Annotated in this window: 1 protein-coding gene; it reads right to left on the bottom strand. The window is 37.6% G+C overall.

Features of this window, described 5'->3' with window-relative positions:
• A partial coding sequence (locus T335_RS0115385) for a recombinase family protein (protein WP_026478322.1) occupies nucleotides 1-434 on the bottom strand: 434 nt, incomplete at its 3' end.
• Nucleotides 435-1,059 lie beyond the last annotated feature (625 nt).

Genomic DNA, 1,059 nt, shown 5'->3' with positions numbered 1-1,059 from the left:
TCTAGCCTTTGATATTGGTCTAATAGCTCCATCATTCCGTTTACTAGAAAGTCACTGGGGTCATTAGTATATATACTATATGTCTCCTGCTCTATAGCTTTTATATCTACTCCTACAGCCCTTAATTCCCTTTGTATTAGTACTTTTACTAAATCACTACGCCATAGGCGGGAGGTATTGAGAACTACTATATAATCCACCTCTAGGGCTTTTATATCTGTTAGCATGGATTGTAATTCTTCCCTATCTATGGTTAACTCTTCCTCGTCCACCTTTGCCCCGCTGATGCCTTCATCTGTATATATACTAAGTAAGTGTATATCATGGGCATAGCAGTAATTTCTTATCTCTTCGACTTGATAGGAAAGGCTGTAGCCCTCCTTTACTTGATTTTTAGTAGATACCCTTACATATCCTACTGCGGTTTTATTCATCCTTCTCACCTCCGTATCATTAATTACAATTTTCGTAACGGGTGGGGCAATGTTCATCCTAAAGATACAGAATTAAATATATAAAAGATTAAATGTATGTATCCTATCTATTTAGTTTTCAAAGAACTATGATATAGCCTAGTAACTTCAAAGGTAATATGACAAATAAACCTTCTATTTCAAGCTATGCAACCATATTACATGGTTTTTCATTGCTTACAATCTAAGAAGTCTTTTATTAAGTCTTAAAACCTCTCACTTTATCCTGCTTTATAAATAAAAAAACACCCCCCAGTGCCTAGGATTTCAACCTTTGACATTGGGGGGCGGGGTATCTTAATGATATCCCTATGAAATTTTTTATAAAAACATGGTGCATATCTCTTAACTGTGGCTAATCTATCTCGTATATAACAAGTAAGAAGGATTTTAAATAACTACATACTGTTAGCTTTATACGTGGTTACGGGAAAACACGCTAAAAGACCGTCCCGACTAATCATCGGTGCTGGGGCGTTAGAGGCGAACCTAACCTTTTTCCCAGATTTTCCGTCGTAGTGCCTTTTGGCAGAGAACCTTGACAGAGTGGTGGTGAATCCACCCGCGCAGTAAAGCTACACCTGGG

The organism is Alkaliphilus transvaalensis ATCC 700919 (assembly GCF_000621485.1).
Classification (GTDB): Bacteria; Bacillota; Clostridia; order Peptostreptococcales; family Natronincolaceae; genus Alkaliphilus; species Alkaliphilus transvaalensis.
This window is presented reverse-complemented; position numbering and strand designations above follow the sequence as displayed.